Source organism: Arthrobacter sp. QXT-31, from assembly GCF_001969265.1.
GTDB lineage: Bacteria > Actinomycetota > Actinomycetes > Actinomycetales > Micrococcaceae > Arthrobacter.
The window spans coordinates 2,114,487-2,129,340 of record NZ_CP019304.1 but is presented as its reverse complement, the minus strand read 5'-3'; the positions used below and the strand labels follow the sequence as shown (position 1 = coordinate 2,129,340).

Here is a 14,854-nt window from a genome sequence, read left to right as displayed (position 1 = left end):
CCGGCTTTTAGGAACCCGGTGCCCAGATGTCGCCCACGGTGTAGCCGGTGGGGAAGGGATCGGTGGGGTCCAGGATCCATTGGCTGTGCCCGGCGACCCAGCCCCGCCCCGTGACGATGGGGAGGACGGCCTCGCGGCCGCCGACCGTCGTCGTGCCGGTGAGGCGGCCGATGAATTCGCTGCCGATGATGCTGTGGTGTGAGAAGTCCTCGCCGATCCGGAGCTGGCCGCGGGCGTGGAGTGCGGCCATCCGGGCGGACGTGCCGGTGCCGCAGGGGGAGCGGTCCAGCGCCCCGGTCCAAGTGGAGGGGTCGGACGGGACGAGTTTGCCGTTGGACAGGACCACCGTGTTGCGGTCCTGCCTCCCCGGCGCCCGGTCGCCGGTGTGGAGCATGATCAGGTTGACCCCGGAGATGAGCGGGTTGTCCGGGTGGCTTACCTGGATCTGTTCCAGCGCGGACATCTTGATCAGCGCACCGGCGCGGGCGAGTTCCTTGCCGTTGTCCGGGTGCAGTTCCAGCCCGACGTCGGCCACGCGGGCCTGGGCGAAGAACTGGCCGCCGAACACGACGTCGACCGGCACCGTGCCCAGTTCGGGCACCTGGAGCGGGAAGTCGAGTTCGACGACGAACGCCGGGACGTTCACGACGGTCACCGAGATGACTTTGCCCTCGTGCACCTTCGCGACCGCCTGCACGGTCCCGACCGCGGTGTCGATCGTGACCGTAGTTTCCGGTCCGCGGACGGGGACGATGCCGGCTTCCAGGACCGCGGTGACGGCGCAGATGGTGTTGGACCCGGACATGGGGGTGAAGCCGCCCTGCTCCAGAACCACGATGCCGAAATCGGAGCCTTCGTTCACCGCGGGCAGGATGATCACCGAGCACAGGCCGGGGTAGCCGCGCGGCTCATGGAGCATGAGCCGGCGCAGCCAGTCCAGGTGTTCCTTGCAGTACTGCAGCCGCTCCACCATCGTCTCGCCCCTGACGAGCCCGGCCGCGTTGGTCAGGATCCGTCCGGGTTCGCCCTCCGCGTGCACCTCGATGGCATCCAGGGCCAGACGGCCCGTGGGGCGGTCGGTGGTGGAGCGGGTGCTCATGCTGCTACTGCCGGGAGGACGCCGGCGTTCTGCAGGATCGCGGCGAACCGTTCGCGCTCCTGGGCGGGCAGGGGCAGGATCGGCAGCCGCGGCGGGCCAACCGGCTGGCCGATGAGTTCCAGGCCGGCCTTGATGCCTGCGACGTAATTGACGGACTCGAGGAAGTCGCTGATGGCCCACAGGTGCTTCCAGAGTTCGCGGGCGCGGTCCAGGTCCTTCTGCTCGGCCAGGGCTTCCCAGAATTCGACGGCGAGTTCCGGGACCACGCCGGCGGTGCCCCAGACGGAGGCTTCGGCGCCGGAGGCGATGCCGAAGAACGTCAGGGTGTCCCAGCCGTTGAAGGCCTTGATGCTGTTCGTGTGGTTGGCGAGCAGTTCTGCCAGGCCAACGGCGTCGTCGGAGGTGTTCTTGATGTAGTCCACGCCCTCGATCTGGCCGAGTTCGGCTAGCTCAGCGGCGGTGAGGCGGATGCCGGTGGCGCCCGGGACGTTGTAGTACACGATGGGCAGCGTGATGGATCCGGCGACGGCGGACAGGAAGGCCTTCAGGGTGGTGAAGTCCAGCGGGTCGTAGAACGGCGGGACGAGCATGATCGCGTCGGCGCCGGTGGTTTCGGCGTGCTGGGCGAGGTCGATCGCGGCCTGGGTGGAGAGTGCGCCGATGCCGGCGATGACGGGGATCCGGCCATCGGCGCCCTTGACGTAGAGCTCGATCACGCGGCGGTACTCGTCAGCGGAGAGGGTGGTGAATTCGCCGGTGGTTCCGGTGGGGACGATGCCGTGGATCCCGGCAGTAACCAGGCGTTCCACCTGGTGCTGCAGCGCGGCTTCGTCGATGGCGGTTCCGTCCTCGGTGAACGGGGTGGTGACGGCGGCGAGGATGCCGCGGAGGTCCTTCTTGGTGCGTGACATGGTGTTCCTTTCGGGAAGTGTTTAGGCCTCGTGGTTGCGGGCCAAAAGTGGGTAGTGGTTTAGCGGGCTGTGAGCAGCTGTTGGCGTTGGACGCCGCGGAAGCGGTCGGCCCTGAAAGGCTGAAGGGTGGGTGCCGTGCGGCCCCGGATGATCAGGTCGGTGAGGGCGGCAGCGGTACCTGGGGCGAGGGTGATGCCCATCATGCCGTGGCCGGTGGAAACATACGTGTTTTGCAGGTGTCCGAGTTGACCTATGACAGGGAGCCCATCTGGTGTCATTGGCCGCATGCCGGCCATCGGCGTCGGCTTTGCGGCGGGGGGCTCCCAATTGCGGAAGTACTTCACGGGCGCACGCAGGATCGCATCCACCCGGACCTGGTTGATCTTCTCGTCCAATCCGCCGAACTCCATGGTGCCGGCGAGGCGGAGGCGTTCGTTGAACGGGGTCACGGCGACCTTGGCGTCCCATAGATTCACGGCGCTCCGCAGGCCCAGCGCAGGAACCTCAACGCTGTAACCTTTTCCTGGACGCACGGGGAGCGCCACGCCAAACTGCTTCGATAGGTGGCCGCTCCAGGCACCGGCAGCAAGGACAAAGTTGTCAGCGGTATGGCGGTTTCCGCCACTGTGCACTGCGGTGACCCGATCCCCATTGCGCTCAACCGCATCGATCGGCGAATCCTCAACGATCCGGACACCCATCGCCACTAGCCGCTTGTGCAGTGCCGCGGCCATTGCTCCGGGATCGACGTGCCGCTCCTGCGGGAAATAGATCCCACCAAGCACGCCGTCGGTGAGCAGCGGTTCCTGCTCATGCACTGCGTCCCGGTCCAGCACCTTCGGCTCGCGTCCGTACTGCGACGCCAGATCCAGGTTGTCGATGTGGTGGTCGAAGTTGTCCTGCTCCATGAACGCCATGAGCAGTCCGTCCGTGTGCATTTCGAAGTCCATGCCGTCGGCGCGGTACTCGTCAAAGATCTGGAGGGTGTCGGCGGCGAGGCGGAGATGACCCTCAAATCCTGCACGCTGGTCACGGGCGTTGGACTTGCGCCACATGCCGAGCATGAACCGTATAAAGGAAGGATCAAGGGAGGGGCGGATGTAGAGCGGGCTGTCCGGGCGGAGCATCCACTTCATGGATTTGAGTACGACGCCGGGCCCCGGCACGGGTGCTGATTCCGCTGGGCAGATCCAGCCTGCGTTGACCTTCGAAGCACCCAGGCCCGTGGCCCGGGCATCAATGACGGTAACGGTCTCGCCCTCCCGGGCGAGGTGGTAGGCCTGCGTCAGGCCGATGACGCCGCCGCCAACTACAACGGTGTGCACAGTGTTTCCTTTCTCGGTCCGCTATTTAACCCAGTCGGGCTAGAAGCGGACGGCATCCACGAACTTCTTGAGGTCTTCGTTGTCGCATTTGTCGAATGCTGCTTCCGGGGTGGCGTTGACGGCGATCTCGCCGTTGTGGAAGAACACCACTCGGTCGGCGGCCTTGGAGGCGAAGGCCATGTCATGGGTTACGAGGGCCACCGCGATGCCGTCTTCCTCCTTCAGGCGGCGCAGGACGTCCAGGACCTCGGCCGCGACGGGCGGATCAAGGGCGGAGGTGATCTCGTCGCAGAGCAGGAGCTTCGGCTTCATCATCAGGGCCCGGGCGATCGCGACTCGCTGCCGTTCACCGCCGGAGAGCTGGGTGGGCTTGCTGAGGATGTGGTGTGCCATACCCACTTCGGCGAGAGCGGACTCGGCGCGGTCCCGCGATTCTTTGGCTCCGGCGCCGCGAACCTTGCGCGGTGCCAGGACCAGGTTGTCCAGCACGTTCATGTGCGGCCACAGGGTGTAGGTCTGGAAGACCATGCCGACTTCCGAACGGACGTTTTCCCATTCCTTGGTGCGCTGCTGCTCAGCGAACACGGTCTGGCCGTCCACGACGATCTGTCCCTCATCGGGGTCGGTGAGACCGGCGAGGGCGCGCAGCAGGGTGGACTTGCCGGAACCGCTTTTGCCGATGATGACGGTGATGTCGCCCTTGTTCATCTGGAAGTCGACGTTGCGGAGGATCTTCCGTTCGCCGAAGCTCTTCTGGAGGCCGCGGGCCTCCACCAGGGCCTGCCCGCTGCCGGCGCGGCCCGCGATCTGCTCCAGAGTTGTCACCGGGGTGCCCTTCTGTTCGCTTCCATCATTGTCCTTCTGCCGGCGGCTGGAAAGCTGCGTGCCTTCTGTTGGTTGGCTGAGTGCGTAGTGGCTCATGCCGGCACCGCCGTCCGCGGGTCTGTGGTCCGTGGGCCCGGGGTACCGGAGCCTGCTGTTCCGGAGCCCTGCGTCCGGGAGCCTGGCATCATGCGGGCCAGAAGTTTCCGGGGCGGCGGGGCGCCCATGCCGGAGCTGTTCTGCATCCGGCGTTCCAGCGCGCTGGTTGCCAGGGACACCGGGAAGGCGATCGCAAAGTAGACAAATGCCGCGAGGGTGAAAACTTCCAGCGAGCGGTACGTCTGGGAGGAGATGGTGTTCGAGATGAACATCAGGTCCGCGACGGCGATGGTGGAGACGAGCGCCGTGTCCTTGAACAGTGAGATGTTCAGGGACAGGATCACCGGCAGCTGCTGGCGCAGGGCCTGCGGCACGATGATGTAGCGAAGCTGCTGGAAGCGGCTCAGCTGCAGCATCCGTCCGGCCTCGACCTGTTCCACGGGCACCGACTGGAATCCGCTGCGGTAGGCCTCGGCCATGAAAGCAGTGAGGTTTGCCGTCAGTGCGATGACCGCCGAGACCTCGCCGGGAAGGGTGACCCCGGTCAGCGCCGGCATGGCGTAGAAGATCCAGAACAGCTGGACCAGCAGCGGCGTGCAGCGGAAGACCTCGATGTAGGCCTGGGCGGCCCAACGGATGACCTCAATCTTGGACATGCGCCCCACGGCCACGGGGACCGCGAGGACCATGCTGATGGCGATGGTGATGAGTGTTATCTGGACGGTGATTCCGAGGCCCTGCATCATTGCAGGGAATGCCCGCGCAATCACGTCCCAGTCGAAGTTGTAGTTCATGATGTCTTGGCTCCTTACCCGGCGACTTGCCCGGTGACTTCTTGAGAGGTCACTTCTTCTTCAGGTCGCCGAGGTTGTCCACCTCGAAGTAGTTGACCTTGGCGTAGGCCTGGGTGAGCTTGCCGCTCTTCTGCGCGCGCTCGATGGCGATGTTCACGATCTGCATGGAACGGGCGTCGATGCCGGCCGGTACACCGTAGGCAGCTGTGCCCGAGTAGATCTCCGGATCCGGCACCACAATCTTCAGTGTCTTGTCCGCCTGGGCCTGGGATTCAGCGGTTGGGAGGTCTGTGAATTCTGCGACCGCCCGGCCTGCCTGAATGGCGGAGATGGCGTTCGAGTAGGAATCCATGGGCATGATCTTGGAGGTCAGGCCCTTCAGCGTGGCCTCCGGGGCTGCGCCCTGTGCAGTTGCGATCTGGCCGCCGCTTTGGAGGATCTGCTCAGAGGTCGTGTGCGACGAGTTGGCCTTCACCACGAACACGCCGGGGTACTCGTAGACGGGGTTCGTGAAGGAGATCGCCAGTGACCGCTCCACGGTGTAGTCCAGGTTTGCTGCGAAGTCGTAGCGGTTGGCCTGCAGGCCGGCCACGATGTTCTTCCACTCCGCCGCAACCGGCACCAGCTTCACGCCGAGCTGCTTAGCCAGTTCCTCCAGCGGAATGAGGTTGGGGCCGCCCAGCGTGCCGTCAGCCTGCTGGACAGTCATCGGGGGAGCGATTGCAACGCCTACGCGAAGCTCGCCGCGCTTCTTGATTTCCTCGATGAATGTGCCCTGTGCCGATCCGGTGGAAGCCGAGGCGCTGTTGCCGCGGAAGCCGCTGCCGAAGAAGCCCGCGGCTGCGGACAGTATGGCGATGGCGAGGACAGCAAGGACGATCTTGCTTGTTTTGGTCATGGTTTAAACCCTCTTTTACGGGAATGGGGTTACCGGGCTGGCAGCGGCATCAAGGGGCCGTCCGCAGCTCGAAGGAATTTTGTGGCCGGCGGCGTCGGGTGCTGCCGGTGGGGGAGGTAAGGGCGGCCTGAACGAATCCCGCCGTTGTGGTTTGGTTGTTTTATTGTCAAACAATCTGCGTGCTGGTTCAACAGTAGCGCTGTGACCCCGGCCACGTCCAGTGGTTTTTTCGAGGGGTCTGGGTTAGCAGGAAATATTGCGGAAATCTGGGTCCCGCTATTTCCCGGAGCGGCGTCACAAAGGTGGTGAGATTGCGGGCAAATGTAAATTTCCCGTTGCCTGCCGGGAAGTTGCCGTCCTGTCGACTGCCCGATGCCCGCACGCACTCTAAATGTCAGACCCTCGCCCTAGTCTGAAAGTGTCAGGCAGGCGATAGTCCCGCACAGTTCGGGGCAAGGATTCCGGGAAGGGGCAGGCGTGGAAGACCAGGTATTCGTGGCGGATGACGATGCGTGGGTTCCGGCTGTCGACTTCACGGACCAGGAGGATTCGCCGTTGGTTGGCACGGTGAGCTTGCCGCTTCCATCCTTCCTCTCTGCCGACGATGCGCTCAGCGTGGTGGAATCGACCGACAGGCTCATTGCCTGGGCAACAGCACAGAAAATGAGTGCCCTGGCCCGGGTCGAAGAAGCGATCGGTGAAGAATCTCCCCGGCGGAAAGAGAACCAACCGGTGCGGTTCGCCGGGGACGAGGCCCATGCGCTGGCCGTCTCCGAAGTGTCCACGGCCTGCGCTCTGACGGAAGCCACGGCCGCGGGCTTGCTGCATGATGCCGGGGATCTTGCGGCGTCCCAGTGGGGAGTCCTCGAGGCGGTCGAGGCCGGGGAGATCTCCGAGGTGCACGCCCGGATCATTCTCGACCAGGCCCGCTCCCTCCCGGCCGGGCAGGCCGAAAAATTCGCCACTATGGCCCTGCAGCGCACGCTGACGCGGCATGGCAGACGTCGCACGCCATCCGAATTGCGAGCATGCCTGCGCCGGCTGCGCGAGCGACTTCACCCTGAAAGCCTCATTGCCCGCAAGGAAGCCGCCCAGCGTGAGCGCGGCGTTTGGTTCAGGGCCGAGCCGGACGGCATGTGCACGCTTTCCGCGTTTCTTCCGGCGGAAGTCGGGATGGCCATTTTCAACGGACTCGACCGTGACGCCCGGCAGGCCAGCGCGCGGGCCGCGGAGCTCGGAGGTGCTCCTGCGCCGCATCCTGCGTCAGATTCCAGCACGCTGTCGGAGCTCAGGGCGGATGCGCTCGCTTACCGGCTTTTTGGTGGACCTGACACAGTTGTTGGTGGATCTGATGACACAGGGTCCTCGGCATTCCGCGCCGAGGTCGTGGTGACTATCCCTGTCGGGTCCGTCCTGGGCGCCAGGATCGTGCCCGGCGGCGATGTACTTGGTGCCGAATCAGCTGAACCCGCCGAATCCGGTATGGCTGAACTCGAAGGGTATGGCCCCATCGATGCTGCAACGGCCTGCCGCTTGGCGGCCATCGCGCCTACATGGCAGCGGCTTTTCACGGATTTCACTACGGGCCAGGCCCTCGGCATGGGCCGCACCGTCTACCGCCCACCGAAGGCGCTTCGCCGGTACCTGCATTGCCGTGACGGGACCTGCCGGTTCCCGGGCTGCACGCGCCGGGCCATCGTCTGCGAACCGGATCACACCATCGAGTGGCAGGATGGCGGTACTACCGATGCCGGCAACCTGGCTATGCTCTGCCGAGAGCACCACGCGCTGAAGTCCATCGGCGCGTGGAGCTACAGGCAGTTGTCTCCAAGCGGGGACCTTGAGTGGCAGTCACCCCTGGGCCGGAACTACAGGACTGAACCGGCGGACGTCGGCAGGGCAGCGTATCCGGTCCAGCAGCCGGAGCCCCCGCCGTTTTAGGCGGCGGGGGTTCTGGGCGCCACTCAGCCCGGGTGCCTCGCGTCAAGGCGCCCCGGGGGCGGTGCCGCCTGTGTTTGTAGGTGCTTAGTCCAGCGCGAAGACCTGCCCGGTCTGGATGCCCTCCACCGACTTCACATAGGCGCGGCCGACCTCGTCAGCGGGCACCTGCGAGAATCCGGGGAAGAACTCGTGATAGCCGGAAGCCTCGGCCAGGACCGTGGGGCTGACGGCGTTGATGCGGATGCCCCTCGGCAACTCGGCGGCGGCCGCCATCACGAACGACTCCAGCGCGCCGTTGGCCAGTGAGGCCGCGGCTCCGGTCAGGATGGGCTCGCGGGCGAGGACACCGCTGGTCAGCGTGAAGGAGCCGCCGTCGGAGATGTACTCGGCGCCAAGCTGCACCAGGTTGACCTGGCCGAGGACCTTATCCTCGAAGCTGGCCCTGAAGTCCTTGTCCGTGAGCTCGGAGAGCGGCTTGAAGGGAACCGACCCCGTGCAGGAGATGACGGCATCCACCGTGCCCACCTGGTCGAACATGCGCCGGATCGAATCGGGTTCGGCCAGGTCCACGCTGACGTCGCTCGAGCGGGAGGCTTGAATGACCTCGTGCCGTCCCTTGAGTGCTGCGACCGCTGCGGAACCGAGCAGGCCATTTGCGCCGACAATGAGGATCTTCATGGGCAGTTACTCCTTCTGCTCGTTCTGTGCGTCCAGCAGCGCGATGAGTTCCTTCGCGCTGTCGATGGTGTGTTCGGTGAAGGCCTTCCGGATGACCTCAAGGTCCTTGGTCCGAATGGCCTTCACGAGCTTCTCGTGCACGCGGTGGGCGCGGACGGGGTCCGCGCGGGTGGCCTGGTCCTGGGCGAGGATGATGGTGACGTGGGCTTCGGTGACGGGCCAAAGACGCAGCAGCAGCGCGTTCTCGGACGCGGCCCAGAGCTTGCGGTGGAAGGCCACGTGGCTTTCGTGCCGCACAACCGGGTCCGGGTCCATCTCCACGCGGCTGTACTCGGCCCAGCTTTCCTCAACCATGCGCATCCGGCGCCCGGTTTCGTCTTCGATGATCGCGGTGACCGCGAGCATGTCCAGGGCCATGCGGGTGTTGGCCAGATCCATGATGGCCGCCGTGTCGAGGGAGGCCACGCGGAGTCCGCGGTAGGGCTCCTGCACCAGGAGGCCTTCCTGTGCCATCTGGTTGAGTGCCTCGCGGACGGTGGGCCGGCTGACATTGAGCCACTCGGACAGCTGCACTTCGGTGAGCTTCTCCCCGGGCTTGATGGTGCCCAGCACCACCGCCCGGCGAATCTCGTTGACCACGCCGTCCCGGCGGGAAACAGAAGCCACGGGCGACATTCTCACAGGCAGGGACATCGACTCGGGTGACAGGTGCGTTTCCGCCATGCGCTTCCCCAATTGCTAGGTTTTTGATCTGCCTTGTTTGTGCAGATTGTCTGACAAAGTCTAGCTGTTCCATGCGCACACGTAAATGGCTGGGGGACTTTTGCACCAGGACTTGGCCGGATCCCAGCCGGACAGGGGGGTCCGTCAGGCGGCCTGGCTCGGCAGCCAGAGGGAGGGGAAGCCGCCGGCCGCCGGCATGACGCTTCCCTGCCCCACGAACCTTGGAGTCTGGGCGGGGGTGGCGGGTTCGGCCTGCAGCGGGTACCACCAACCGGTCCGGGGGCAATGTTCTCCGGTGCGGACAGCGGCAGGATCCTGGGTGGAGGCGGGCTGGGCGGTGCGGGGTTTCATGGGGGACTCCTGTGTGGAAGTGCTGGTGCCACTCAATCTAGAACCGGGGATCCCGCCGTCGGGCGTGTACAAGTGTCGATCCGGAGGCAGCGTGCTTGACAAATGTCGCGCCTTCGCCGGTCCGCCGCCCGGCTACGGTGGCTAGCAAGCCGCTACGGCGCCCCTGCCACCAATCCCGAAAGCGAGAAGAAGCGTGTCCGAAAACAGCGTGTCCGAAAACCAGGAACTTCCCGTGCTGTCCCACTGGATCGGCGGAGAAGAAGCCCTCTCGTCCGGTGACCGCACCGCGCCGGTCTTCGATCCCGCCCGGGGCATCGAGACCAAGCGGGTTGCGCTGGCCAACGCCGCCGACATCGAGGCTGCCGTCTCATCCGCGCAGAAGGCCTTTCCGGCCTGGCGCGACCTGTCCATCACCAAGCGCCAGCAGATCATCTTCCGCTTCCGCGAACTCTTGAACGAGCGCAAGGGCGAGCTCGCCCAGATCATCACGGCCGAGCACGGCAAGGTCCTCTCGGACGCGCTGGGTGAAATCACCCGCGGCCTTGAGGTTGTGGAGCTGGCCACCGGCTTCCCGCACCTGATCAAGGGCGAGCACTCCGAGAACGTCTCCAGCGGCGTGGACGTCTACTCCACCAAGTCACCGCTGGGCGTTGTGGGCATCATCAGCCCGTTCAACTTCCCGGCCATGGTGCCGCTGTGGTTCCTGCCGATCGCCATCGCCGCCGGCAACGCCGTGGTCCTCAAGCCCAGCGAAAAGGACCCGACGGCGGCCAACTGGCTCGCCGAGCTGTTCACCGAGGCAGGGCTGCCCGACGGCGTCTTCAACGTCCTGCACGGCGACAAGGAGGCCGTCGACGGCCTCCTGGAACACCCCGACGTCAAGGCCATCTCCTTCGTCGGTTCCACCCCGATCGCGCAGTACATCTACGAGACCGCTGCCCGCAATGGCAAGCGCGTCCAGGCGCTCGGCGGGGCCAAGAACCACATGCTGGTCCTGCCCGACGCCGACCTTGAGCTGACCGCCGACGCCGCCATCAACGCCGGCTTCGGTTCCGCCGGTGAACGCTGCATGGCCATCAGCGTCGTGGTCGCCGTCGAGCCCGTCGCCGACGAACTGATCGAAAAGATCACCTCCCGGATGGCCACGCTGCGCATCGGTGACGGCCGCCGCAATTGCGACATGGGCCCGCTGGTCACCAGGCAGCACCGCGACAAGGTGGCCTCCTACATCGACGTCGCCATCGAGGACGGCGCCAAGGTGGTGGTGGACGGCCGCGGCATCAACGTCGACGGCGACGAGAACGGCTTCTGGCTCGGCCCCACCCTGATCGACGACGTTCCGGTCACCTCCCGCGTCTACACCGAGGAGATTTTCGGTCCGGTGCTTGCCGTGGTCCGCGTCCGCAGTTACGAGGAGGGCCTGGACCTGATCAACTCCGGCGCGTTCGGCAACGGCACCGCGATCTTCACCAACGACGGCGGCGCGGCCCGCCGCTTCCAAAACGAGGTCGAGGTGGGCATGGTGGGCATCAACGTCCCCATCCCCGTGCCGGTGGCGTACTACTCCTTCGGCGGCTTCAAGGACTCCATCTTCGGCAGCTCCAAGGCCTACGGCCTGCAGGGCTTCCAGTTCTTCACCCGCGAAAAGGCCATCACCTCCCGCTGGCTCGACCCCAGCCACGGCGGCATCAACCTCGGCTTCCCGCAGAACTGATAGAGCGAACGGGAAAACCCCGCAGGATGTGAGAGAGCGTTGGGGGAAAACCCGCATAACGTGAGTGAGCGTCGGGAAGGGTCCTGCCCCTCCTGACGCTCTATCACTTATTACCGGTTTCCCCCTGACCCTCTATCACTTATTACCGGTTCCCGCCTGTCGCTCCTCCAGGAACTGCACCGCGGCGAACAGCTCCAGCCGGTCGCGCATGCCGTCCAGGTTCAGGCCCAGGATCCGCCCGGCGGCGTCCACCCGGTTCCGCAGGGTGTGGCGGTGGACGCCGAGGCGCCGGGCGGTCTTGTCCCACACGCAGTCGTTCGCAAACCATTCCCGCACTGTCGCCAGCAGCTCCGTCTGCTCCGCCGCATCATGAGCGATGAGCGGCTGCAGGAGCCCCCGGGCCACAGGCCCGGCCTTTTCCTCACGCAGCAAACCCAGCATCCCGCCGTCGGACAGTTCGGAAAACTCGACGGCGCCCCTCCCCAGCTCCGCCGCGCGCCGCAGCGCCCGGCTGGCTTCCTCAAGAGCGCCGGGAAGAGCCTCCATGGCGGTCTCGGAGGAGATGCCGCAGGCGCCGTGCCGCTGCAGCAGTTCCACGACCTTGTCCTGGTGCTGCCGCCCGGCCAGGACCACCAAAAGGTCACCGCGCAGGGCGTAGAACACGGCGCCCCGGTGGTCATCGGCGAGCAGTTCCAGTGCCTCGAGCAGGTTCGGCGCCGGATTCTCCTGCCGTGAAGCGGTCACGAGCAACGGCTCCCGCGGCAGCTGGCCCCACACCTGCCTCGCCGTTCTGACCGCGACGTCGGTGCTGCCTGCCAGCAGCTGCTCGAAGACGCCCGCGCGGAGGTGCCTGCGGGCCGTGTCCAGGGTGCGGGCCTGCTCGAGCGCCAGGCTGGCCAGGCCGATCACGCTGTTGACGATGTCCGTCCTGGCCGGGTCCAGCGGCTCGATGGCACCCAGCACCAGGGCACCGCGAAGGCTGCCCTTCCGGCCGAGGGTCTGCAGCGTCACCGACTGGCCGGCGATCTCCAGGTGCGAGGCGGACCGCGTCCCCAGGTCCAGGGCATGACGGACCTTCGCCGTGACTTCGCCGGCGATATCGGAAGGAACCGGCCGGTTCCTGGGCATCCGGACATAGTTGCCGGCAGCATCGTAGAGCGCCACCCAGCTGTGCAGCTGGCGTTCCAGCTCGCCGAGAATCGAGGTCAGCCCGTCAGGGCGGAGGGCTGCGCGGGAGATGGCCCGCTGTGCCTGCAGCGACCATTCCGCGCGGGCGTGCTCCTCCTTGGCCAGGTAATCAGCCACCATGCGGATGATCGCGATGAACGGCGTCCTGTCCGGGACCTCCAGCAACGGCAGCCCGTGGTTCCGGCAGGCTTCCTCCAGCGCCGGCGGCAGTGTCCCGTGGATAACCTGTGTGGCGAAGCCGAGGCCCGCGATGCCGTGCCCCACCAGGCGCTCCACGTACTCCTCATACCCCTTGCGGAACTCTCCCTCCACCGGGAACTGGGTCCCGTCGGTGAGCAGCAGCTGTCCGGCGTCGAGGAACGGCGTGGGGTCCTCCAGATCGGAGCTGTGGACCCAGCTGACCGGCTCGTCCAGCTGGGCGGATCCGGCGTCGGGCACGACGAGGCGGAGCTTCAGCGCGCGGCTGCGGAGGAGGACGTTCAGGCTTGGCGGCATGCCGGACCCCCAGGGATGTGAAAACATCGAACAGGATGGGACTGATTGTACAAAGGTATATGGGGTTGCGGCGGCTGGGAACCGGATGATGAAGGAACTTCCCAATCCTTCCACCGAGAGGAACCGTCATGGTCGCCAGCCAGGCAACCCTGGACTCCGCAGTCACCAGCGCAGCCGTCAGCCGCGGCACCGTCAGCCGCGGCACCATCAGCAACGCCGACGTCGTCGCCCTGGACCGGGCGAATGTCTTCCACTCCTGGTCGGCACAGAAGTCCCTCAACCCGATGGCGATCGCCGGCGGGTCCGGCAGCACCGTCTGGGACCACGACGGCAACACCTATCTGGACTTCTCCAGCCAGCTGGTCAACACCAACATCGGGCACCAGCACCCCAAGGTCATCGCGGCCATCGCCCAGCAGGCAACCAGCCTGGCCACCGTCGCGCCAGCTCACGCCAACCACGTCCGGGCCACGGCAGCGGCCAAGATCCTGTCCCACGCCCCCGCCAACATGGAGAAGGTCTTCTTCACCAACGGCGGCGCCGACGCGAATGAAAACGCCATCCGCATGGCCCGGCTGCACACCGGCCGCGACAAGGTCATCTCCCGCTACCGCTCCTACCACGGCAACACGGGCTCCGCGATCGTGGCCACAGGAGACTGGCGCCGCATCCCCAACGAATATGCCCGCGGCCACGTCCACGTCTTTGGTCCGTACCTCTACCGCTCCGAGTTCTGGGCCGAAACCCCGGAACAGGAAACCGAGCGCGCCCTGCACCACCTGCGCCGCGTCATCCAGGCCGAAGGTCCGCAGTCCGTTGCCGCGGTCCTGCTCGAAACCGTCCCCGGCACGGCCGGCATCCTGGTTCCCACGCCCGGCTACCTCGAAGGCGTCCGCGCACTGTGCGACGAGTACGGCATCGTGATGATCCTGGACGAGGTCATGGCCGGCTTCGGGCGCACCGGCGACTGGTTCGCCCTCGACGCGTTCAACGTCACCCCGGACCTCATCACCTTCGCCAAGGGCGTGAACTCCGGCTACGTCCCCGTGGGCGGCGTCATCATCTCCGGCGAGATCGCCGCCACTTTCGACGAGCGCGTCTTCCCCGGCGGCCTGACCTACTCCGGCCACCCCCTCGCCGCAGCCTCCGTGGTGGCCTCGATTGAGGCCTTCGAGGAAGAGGACATCGTGGGCAACGCCGCCCGGATCGGCCGGGACCACCTCGAACCCGGCCTCCGCGCCCTCGCCGAAAAGCACAACGTCATCGGCGATGTCCGCGGCCGCGGCGTCTTCTGGGCGCTGGAGCTGGTCCAGGACCGCGCCACCCGCGAGCCGGTCTCTGCCGACTGCATGGGCCGCCTCAAGGCCGAGCTCCTGCGCCGGGGCCTGCTGCCCTTCATCGCCGACAACCGCATCCACGTCGTCCCGCCCGCCGTCGTGACGCCCGCGGAAGTGGCCACTGCCCTGGACATCTACGACCAGGCGCTCACCGCCGTCGGCCTCTAGCCAGGGGAAAACAGGGGAAAGTACGACGCCGGGCGGTCACCTTTGAGGTGACCGCCCGGCGAAAGTGACGCTAAAGGGGTTTGTTCCCATCGGCCTCGGCTTCGGGATCCGCCGCGTCCCCGTAGTGGGTGGCAGCACCCAGCCCGGCTACCTGCTGGTCCGCGTTGGTCTGGCCCGGCGGCAACCGCTTATTGTCGGAGTCTTCGGTCTCCTGCTCGGCGCCGGGCACCACATCCTCCCGCAGGTGCCGGTCGCCGGGCAGGTCGGGGTTCTCTTCGTAGTCCGTCATGCACTCAGCGAAGCAGGTGCGG

General features: G+C 66.2%; 14 protein-coding genes. 3 read left to right on the top strand and 11 right to left on the bottom strand.

The window, feature by feature from the left end:
* Window positions 1-7 precede the first annotated feature (7 nt).
* From BWQ92_RS09665 to BWQ92_RS09640, 6 genes are read right to left on the bottom strand one after another with little or no spacing between them, the layout of a single operon-like run.
* Window positions 8-1,099 carry a proline racemase family protein gene (locus BWQ92_RS09665; RefSeq protein WP_076799324.1) on the bottom strand — a complete coding sequence of 364 codons (1,092 nt, stop codon included), beginning with the start codon at window positions 1,097-1,099 and terminating at the stop codon, window positions 8-10.
* Window positions 1,096-2,010 (bottom strand): dihydrodipicolinate synthase family protein, encoded by a 915-nt coding sequence (locus tag BWQ92_RS09660; RefSeq protein WP_076799323.1) that lies wholly within the window; start codon window positions 2,008-2,010, stop codon window positions 1,096-1,098. The genes BWQ92_RS09665 and BWQ92_RS09660 overlap by 4 nt, the downstream gene beginning before the upstream one ends.
* 59 nt (window positions 2,011-2,069) lie before the next feature.
* Window positions 2,070-3,335: an NAD(P)/FAD-dependent oxidoreductase gene (locus BWQ92_RS09655; protein ID WP_076799322.1), complete on the bottom strand. Its 1,266-nt coding sequence runs from the start codon at window positions 3,333-3,335 to the stop codon at window positions 2,070-2,072.
* A gap of 39 nt (window positions 3,336-3,374) precedes the next feature.
* Complete coding sequence (locus BWQ92_RS09650) at window positions 3,375-4,256, bottom strand: amino acid ABC transporter ATP-binding protein (protein ID WP_083706262.1); 882 nt, start codon at window positions 4,254-4,256, stop codon at window positions 3,375-3,377.
* A complete protein-coding gene (locus BWQ92_RS09645; protein WP_076799321.1) occupies window positions 4,253-5,050 on the bottom strand; it encodes an amino acid ABC transporter permease in 798 nt (265 codons plus the stop codon). The genes BWQ92_RS09650 and BWQ92_RS09645 overlap by 4 nt, the downstream gene beginning before the upstream one ends.
* A gap of 49 nt (window positions 5,051-5,099) precedes the next feature.
* On the bottom strand, window positions 5,100-5,948 hold the full coding sequence (locus BWQ92_RS09640) for a substrate-binding periplasmic protein (RefSeq protein ID WP_076799320.1): 849 nt from the start codon (window positions 5,946-5,948) through the stop codon (window positions 5,100-5,102).
* A 477-nt stretch (window positions 5,949-6,425) separates the two neighbouring features.
* Between BWQ92_RS09640 and BWQ92_RS09635 the strand changes: the two genes are divergently transcribed.
* A complete protein-coding gene (locus tag BWQ92_RS09635) occupies window positions 6,426-7,889 on the top strand; it encodes an HNH endonuclease (RefSeq protein ID WP_076799319.1) in 1,464 nt (487 codons plus the stop codon).
* Between the two features lie 84 nt (window positions 7,890-7,973).
* On the opposite strand, the gene BWQ92_RS09630 is transcribed toward BWQ92_RS09635, so the two are convergent.
* From BWQ92_RS09630 to BWQ92_RS09620, 3 genes are all read right to left on the bottom strand, one after another.
* Window positions 7,974-8,567, bottom strand: coding sequence for a short chain dehydrogenase (locus tag BWQ92_RS09630; protein ID WP_076799318.1), 594 nt, complete (start codon window positions 8,565-8,567; stop codon window positions 7,974-7,976).
* Between the two features lie 6 nt (window positions 8,568-8,573).
* Window positions 8,574-9,242, bottom strand: a complete 669-nt coding sequence (locus BWQ92_RS09625) for a GntR family transcriptional regulator (RefSeq protein WP_236783205.1) — start codon at window positions 9,240-9,242, stop codon at window positions 8,574-8,576.
* Window positions 9,243-9,434: 192 nt separating this feature from the next.
* A complete protein-coding gene (locus BWQ92_RS09620; protein WP_076799316.1) occupies window positions 9,435-9,641 on the bottom strand; it encodes a hypothetical protein in 207 nt (68 codons plus the stop codon).
* A 193-nt stretch (window positions 9,642-9,834) separates the two neighbouring features.
* Between BWQ92_RS09620 and BWQ92_RS09615 the strand changes: the two genes are divergently transcribed.
* On the top strand, window positions 9,835-11,355 hold the full coding sequence (locus BWQ92_RS09615; RefSeq protein ID WP_442856753.1) for a CoA-acylating methylmalonate-semialdehyde dehydrogenase: 1,521 nt from the start codon (window positions 9,835-9,837) through the stop codon (window positions 11,353-11,355).
* Between the two features lie 135 nt (window positions 11,356-11,490).
* On the opposite strand, the gene BWQ92_RS09610 is transcribed toward BWQ92_RS09615, so the two are convergent.
* Window positions 11,491-13,038 (bottom strand): PucR family transcriptional regulator, encoded by a 1,548-nt coding sequence (locus tag BWQ92_RS09610; protein ID WP_076799315.1) that lies wholly within the window; start codon window positions 13,036-13,038, stop codon window positions 11,491-11,493.
* A 128-nt stretch (window positions 13,039-13,166) separates the two neighbouring features.
* On the opposite strand from BWQ92_RS09610, the gene BWQ92_RS09605 reads away from it, so the two are divergent.
* Window positions 13,167-14,543: an aspartate aminotransferase family protein gene (locus tag BWQ92_RS09605; protein ID WP_083706261.1), complete on the top strand. Its 1,377-nt coding sequence runs from the start codon at window positions 13,167-13,169 to the stop codon at window positions 14,541-14,543.
* Window positions 14,544-14,613: 70 nt separating this feature from the next.
* Here BWQ92_RS09605 and BWQ92_RS09600 read toward each other — a convergent pair whose 3' ends face one another.
* The gene (locus BWQ92_RS09600; RefSeq protein WP_076803631.1) at window positions 14,614-14,832 is read right to left on the bottom strand and encodes a hypothetical protein; all 219 of its coding nucleotides are present in this window, start codon (window positions 14,830-14,832) and stop codon (window positions 14,614-14,616) included.
* Window positions 14,833-14,854: the final 22 nt, after the last annotated feature.